Origin of the sequence: Diaphorobacter sp. JS3050 (assembly GCF_013154915.1) — a bacterium.
Lineage (GTDB): Bacteria > Pseudomonadota > Gammaproteobacteria > Burkholderiales > Burkholderiaceae_C > Diaphorobacter > Diaphorobacter nitroreducens.
Genome location: NZ_CP053553.1, coordinates 1,368,536 through 1,375,000, shown reverse-complemented (window position 1 = coordinate 1,375,000; position 6,465 = coordinate 1,368,536). Strand labels below are relative to the sequence as shown.

Sequence of the window (6,465 nt, the reverse complement as noted above, 5' to 3'; positions counted from 1 at the left end):
CGATTTCTTCGGCACCCATTGGCAGAAGGTCGATCCTTTCACCGTCCAACTCGTATCCCACGCACAGCGACAGTTCCCTCAACCCGTCCAGAACATCCAGCTTGGTGATGCAGAGCCCTGAAAGACCATTGACCTGCGCGCTACGCTTGAGGAGTGCGGCATCAAACCAACCGCAGCGACGGCTGCGCCCAGTCGTCACCCCTTTTTCGGCGCCCACTGTACTCATGTGATAACCCGGTGTTCCAGGCGTTTCCCATTCAAGCTCGGTCGGGAAAGGCCCTCCCCCCACACGCGTGCAATATGCCTTGGTGATCCCCAAGATGTAGTGCAGATGCCCCGGGCCAACGCCCGACCCCGCTGCCGCATTACCCGCCACACAGTTACTGGACGTGACATAGGGATAGGTACCATGGTCCACATCGAGCAACGTGCCCTGCGCCCCCTCAAACAGCAGATTTGCGCCCACGGCATGCGCTTCGTTCAGTTCACGCGAGACATCTGCCATCATGGGCTTGAGCATCTCTGCATGCCGCATGGCCTCCTCAAAGACCGGCTCAAATTGCACTTGCCCGCCCGTGATGTAGGGCTTGAGTGCATCGCCAAACTGAAAATTGGCCGAACCCAGGAAGGTGCTGAGGACATGGTTGTGCAACGCCAGCAATTCGCGCAGCTTGGCGGCAAAGCGTTCTGGATACTTGAGGTCTTGTACGCGCAGGGCACGGCGAGCGATCTTGTCCTCGTAGGCCGGTCCGATACCACGGCCCGTGGTACCAATCTTCTCGGCGCCACCGTGTTCACGCGCCGCTTCACGCGCCACATCCAGCGCCGCATGGAACGGCAGGATCAATGGACAAGCTTCACTGACGCGCAGACGCGAGCGCACTTCGACGCCCGCTTTTTCGAGCCCCTCGATCTCCTCAAACAATTTGCCTGCCGAGAGAACGACGCCGTTGCCGATGTAGCATTTGACACCCGGGCGCATGATCCCGCTGGGGATCAAGTGCAGCGCCGTCTTGACGCCGTTGATGACCAACGTGTGACCAGCGTTGTGCCCGCCCTGAAAACGCACCACCCCCTGGGCGCTCTCAGTCAGCCAATCAACCAGTTTGCCTTTGCCTTCATCGCCCCATTGGGTGCCGACCACGACAACGTTACGACCCTTGCTTGCTTTCATGTCAAACCCGATTCAAATACTGAAGAAACTCAAATCGCCTTTACGACCCAGTTGCCATCCGCCAGGACAAGCTCCCGATCACAGTGGAATTCGTCCACTTCGCTGCCGTGCCCCGGCAGCACACACACCACGGTTTCGCCCTGACGACGCAACGTAGCAATGGCAGCACTGAGCGCACCACCATCGCCCCAGGGCGCCCGGATGGCCGCACGCAATGGCGGAGCCGGCACCACACCCACCAGTTGCTTCACGTCCAGGCTAAAGCCTGCGGCTGGCCTGTTACGGCCGAAGACCGCGCCGACCTCGTCATAGCGGCCGCCTCGCACCAGCGCATCACTGGCGCCCTGCGCATAAATCGCAAAACGCGCTCCGCTGTAATAGGCATAACCCCGCAGATCTGCCAGATCAAATGTGACCCGCACACCATCCATTCGTGCCGCAATCGCCCTCAAATCTGATAGCGCCTCGCGCGCACCAGGAAAGGGCTTCAACAAGTTTTCGGCCTCATTCAGCACTGTTGCATCGCCATACAGCTGCAACAGTGCCAACAACCCTTCCCGCGATGCAGACGGGAAATCGCGTGTCAACGACGCCAGTTCGCTGGCATCTTTGGCAGCAAGCGCACCGTGGACGTGGGCGAGCTGATGCATACCGACAGGAAGTCCTGCAAGCAGACTGCGCACGATACGGACGTCGGCCAGATCTACGCTCAGCTCCTGTGCGTGGGCACTGCGCAAGCACTCCAACGACAGCAACACTGCTTCGATATCCGCCTCGATACCTGGATGACCGTAGATCTCGGCTCCAAACTGCAAGGGCTCTCGGGTGGCGTGCGGACGATCGGGACGCGTGTGCAGTACTGGGCCGCAATAGCATAGACGCGCCACCCCCTGCCGGTTGAGCAGGTGCGCATCAATGCGTGCGACCTGTTGGGTCGTATCGGCCCTCAAGCCGAGAGATCGACCCGAGAGTTGGTCCACCAATTTGAACGTTTGGAGGTCCAGCGCCTCGCCAGTGCCCGTCAACAGTGATTCCAGATGCTCCAGCAAAGGAGGCATCACCAACTCATAACCGTAACTGCGTGCCGTATCGAGCAGTCCGCGGCGAAGTTCTTCAATGTGCCGCGCCTCGGAAGGCAAGACATCGGCAATATGATCCGGCAGGACCCAGGCAGACATGGGATGGGGCAGGCTGTTAAAACGTTGATTCTACCGGCATGGATAAGCCCCACCCCGGGACCCAAAGCGGCCAGGCTACGCGAGCAGCAGAATGGCGCCGCCAGCGATCAGCCCCAGCAGCGCGCAAAATCGAATCTGGCCGTCACGCAATTGCAAAAGCTGCGTGAACATGCGGCGCCAACCACCAGGTGACACGAAGGGCAGCAGCCCTTCGATGACCAGCACCCAACCCAACGCGATCCAGAACCCGTTCATGGAGACCGACCACCGCCATCAGTCGCTCATCAGCGGCGGGGGCCTGCAGATGCATTGCCCGTCCCGCCTCTGAATACCTTGAAAAATTCAGAGTTCGCCGGATCCAGCACCATGACATCGCCCTTGCGGTTGAAGCTCGCCTTGTAAGCTTCGAGGCTCCGGTAGAACTGTGCAAATTGAGGATCACGGCCGAATGCCTCCGCATACAGACGCGCAGCTTCCGCATCACCCTCGCCCTTGATCTTCTGGGCGTCGCGGTAGGCATTGGCAATGGTGATCTCGCGCTGCCGATCTGCGTCTGCGCGAATCTTCTCCCCCTCCGCCGCGCCCGTGGAGCGCAGTTCATTCGCAACGCGCTTGCGTTCCGCTTCCATGCGTCGATAGACGGACTCCGTGATCGCTTCTACGTAGTCGACCCGCGTGATGCGCACGTCCACGACATCGACACCCCAAGGCTTAGAGCCGCGGACAGCTTCCAGCACTTCCCGTTTCACGTCGGACATCAGTGCATCGCGCTTGAGCGACAGCAGCTCCTTGACGGTGCGACGGTTGACTTCTTCCTGAAATGCATTGCGGACCACCCGATTGAGCTGCAGTGCACCTGCGTTCTCGTCCAGTCCCACATTGCGGATGTACTCGGATGGGTCGGTAATGCGCCAGCGCACATACCAATCGATCACCACGCGCTGCTTCTCGGCTGTCAGCATCGACTCGGTGTCTGAACTGTCCAGCGTGAGCAGACGCTTGTCGATGTAGCGAACGTTTTGGAAAGGTGGAGGTAGCTTGAAATTCAAGCCTGGTTCCGTGATGACTTCCTTGATCTGCCCCAACGCGTACACCACGCCAAACTGGCGTTGGTCGACGACGAACACCATCGAGCTGAGCAATGCCAGCAACAGCAGAACTGTCGATGCGATAAATCCGATTCTGTTCACACGGCTCTCCTATCGGGACTCACGTTCGCGCGAACGGTTGGCATCACGCAACCGAGAATCGCCGGGAAATTGAGAGGTCGCGGCAGGAGGGACCGTCGCTGGCGGCGTATCGGTCGCCGCAACCGCCGATGTCTGCTGTGAAACGCTCTGCATGATCTTGTCCAACGGCAGGTACAGCAAGTTGGAGCCTTGCCGCGACTCCACCAGTACCTTGGTCACATTGCCGTAAATCTGCTGCATGCTCTCCAGATACATGCGGTCTCGCGTCACCTGCGGCGCCTTCTGGTATTCAGCAAGGACGGCGCTGAAGCGCTGTGTGTCACCCTGCGCCTGCGCCACGATGCGCGCCTTGTAGGCTGCCGCCTCCTCGATCAAGCGGGACGCCGTCCCCGTGGCACGCGGAACCACATCATTGGCATAAGCCTGGGCTTCGTTCTTAGCGCGCTCCCGCTCCTGGCCCGCCTTGAGCACGTCATCAAAAGCCGCCTGTACTTGCTCAGGAGGGCGCACCCCCCCTTGCTGCAGGTTGATGCCAACGACTTCCACGCCGACCTTGTATCGGTCCAGGATGGTCTGCATCAGGTTGCGCACGCGCGGAGCAATCTGGTCCCGCTCTTCCGCCAAGGCGGTATCCATGCGCATTTTGCCCACGACTTCGCGCACCGCCGTCTCTGCCGCCTGAACCACGGCTTCGGCCGGATTGCGGCTCTCGAACAGCCACGCACGCGCGTCATTCAAACGATATTGCACTGCGAACTTGATTTCGACGATGTTCTCGTCTTCGGTCAGCATGGCGGACTCACGCAGTCCCGTGCTCTTGATGACGCTATCCCGCCCCACATCAACAGACCGGATTTGGGTCACGAACACCAGTTCATGGCGCTGAATGGGGTAAGGCAGACGCCAATTGAAGCCGGCGTTGACCGTGCTCTTGTACTTGCCGAACTGGGTGATCACCGCTTGCTGGCCTTCTTGCACGATGAAAAAGCCAGTGCCCAGCCAGATCAGCACCGCTATGGCGGCGATCAATCCCACGCCAACTCCCGCGTTCTTCATGTCTGGCTGGAAACCACCATTGCCGCCACCAGAAGCGGGGCCACGCGACCCGCCGCCGCCAAACAACCCACCCAGCTTGCGGTTCAGATCACGCCACAATTCATCCAGGTCCGGTGGCTGTCCCGAAGGATTCTGGTCACGTCCACGTGGACGCTGTGAGTTATCCGGAGAAGGGCGCTCCGAATCAGGGCGCTGTCCACCCTCGCCCTTATCGTCCCCACGGCCCCAACGAGGATCGTTGAGATTGAACATCCCCCGAATACGCTCAGGCAGCACGGCCCAGCGAGAGGCCCGGTTAAGAAGGTTCATGCGCGAATTCTCGTACTCTCAATAGCAATAGAACACCAGCATTGTGCCCAATCAGTCCCACTCGCCCTTCAATTCAGCCGCCGTCTCAGGGGGCATGCCTGACGAAAGTGACTTCTGAACCATGTCTGCCAATAGCTGCCGCAAGTCAGCCACCCCTTCGCCAAGGCCGGCACTGACAAAAATCCGCGGTACAGGCCGCCCATCCAGTTCATAGGTATCTTGCCGCACGTTAGGACGCACTTCGGGCGTGAGGGCATCCAATTTGTTGAATACCAAGAGTTGTGGAATATCGGCGGCGCCAATCTCACCAAGAACCAGTTGCACCTGTGCAATCTGCTCGGGAAAGGCGGGGTTGGCGGCATCGACCACATGCAGGAGCAGATCCGCGTCCACGGCCTCCTGCAACGTGGCCTGAAACGCATCCACCAGCCCGTGCGGCAGATCACGAATGAAGCCCACGGTATCGGACAGGGACACCGAACCCGCGGCTTCGCCCAAATAAAGATGACGCGTGGTGGTGTCCAGCGTGGCGAACAACTGGTCTGCTGCGTAGGCTCGCGCCTTCACCAGTGCATTGAACAGCGTGGATTTGCCCGCGTTCGTATAGCCCACCAGCGAGATATTGAATGTATCGCGCCGCTGCCGCTGCCGCCGCTGGGTCGCCCGTTGGCGCTTGACCTTGCCCAGGCGCTCCCGCGTGCGCTTGATGGCTTCGCTGATCATGCGACGGTCGAGCTCAATTTGTGTTTCGCCCGGTCCGCCCCGTGTGCCAATCCCCCCGCGTTGACGCTCCAAGTGCGACCAGCGCCGCACAAGTCGAGTGCTCAAGTACTGCAAACGCGCCAACTCCACCTGCAGCTTGCCCTCGTGGCTGCGGGCGCGCTGGGCAAAGATCTCCAGAATGAGCAGCGTGCGATCATTGACGGGCAACTCCAGGCTTCGCTCCAGATTCCGCTGCTGCGCCGGACTCAGCGCCTGGTCGAACAGCACCTCCTTCGCGCCATGCATCTGCGCCAGAGTGCGGATCTCATCCGCTTTGCCGCTACCCACGAACAGCGCCGCATCAGGCGTCTTTCGCTTGCACGTCAGCCGCGCGACAGGATTCAAGCCTGCAGTCTGGGCCAATAGGCCAAGCTCTTCGAGTTCGGCATCGAAATGGGGCAAACCAAAATCCACGCCTACCAATAGAACAGGCGTGGATTTCGTGTCAGGAGAAGAATGGGAACTCAAGGCTGCGTGCCCTGGGATGCGCAATGCTTGCGCCGTGGCGCAGCCTTGAACTGCCGCAGGGGCTTACTGGTTGTCCCCGTCGGCGGCGGGTTCCGCAGTCGAGAAGTTGACGGCACGACCAGGCACGATCGTGGAAATGGCGTGCTTGTACACCATCTGCGTCACGGTATTGCGCAGCAGCACGACGTATTGATCGAAGGATTCGATTTGACCCTGCAGTTTGATGCCGTTCACCAAATAGATCGAAACTGGCACATGCTCCCGACGCAAGGCGTTCAGGAAGGGGTCTTGAAGAAGCTGACCTTTATTGCTCACGATATTCTCCGTG

At 59.9% G+C, this 6,465-nt stretch carries 7 protein-coding genes (1 of these 7 running past the window's edge); all 7 read right to left on the bottom strand.

Annotated elements, in window-relative coordinates:
- Positions 1-1,174: the 5' portion of an adenylosuccinate synthase gene (locus HND92_RS06760; RefSeq protein ID WP_172206588.1), read on the bottom strand. Its footprint begins 203 nt before the window's first position; the window shows 1,174 of its 1,377 coding nt (coding positions 1-1,174); the start codon lies at positions 1,172-1,174; its stop codon lies beyond the left edge, outside the window.
- A 29-nt stretch (positions 1,175-1,203) separates the two neighbouring features.
- Complete coding sequence (locus HND92_RS06755) at positions 1,204-2,352, bottom strand: ATP phosphoribosyltransferase regulatory subunit (RefSeq protein ID WP_172206587.1); 1,149 nt, start codon at positions 2,350-2,352, stop codon at positions 1,204-1,206.
- A gap of 75 nt (positions 2,353-2,427) precedes the next feature.
- Positions 2,428-2,607, bottom strand: coding sequence for a DUF2065 domain-containing protein (locus HND92_RS06750; protein ID WP_123675224.1), 180 nt, complete (start codon positions 2,605-2,607; stop codon positions 2,428-2,430).
- A gap of 29 nt (positions 2,608-2,636) precedes the next feature.
- A complete protein-coding gene (gene hflC / locus HND92_RS06745; protein ID WP_015912796.1) occupies positions 2,637-3,542 on the bottom strand; it encodes a protease modulator HflC in 906 nt (301 codons plus the stop codon).
- A gap of 9 nt (positions 3,543-3,551) precedes the next feature.
- Positions 3,552-4,907, bottom strand: a complete 1,356-nt coding sequence (gene hflK, locus HND92_RS06740; protein WP_135148994.1) for an FtsH protease activity modulator HflK — start codon at positions 4,905-4,907, stop codon at positions 3,552-3,554.
- Between the two features lie 51 nt (positions 4,908-4,958).
- The gene (hflX, locus tag HND92_RS06735; protein WP_172206586.1) at positions 4,959-6,137 is read right to left on the bottom strand and encodes a GTPase HflX; all 1,179 of its coding nucleotides are present in this window, start codon (positions 6,135-6,137) and stop codon (positions 4,959-4,961) included.
- Between the two features lie 63 nt (positions 6,138-6,200).
- Complete coding sequence (gene hfq, locus HND92_RS06730) at positions 6,201-6,452, bottom strand: RNA chaperone Hfq (RefSeq protein WP_011804607.1); 252 nt, start codon at positions 6,450-6,452, stop codon at positions 6,201-6,203.
- Positions 6,453-6,465 lie beyond the last annotated feature (13 nt).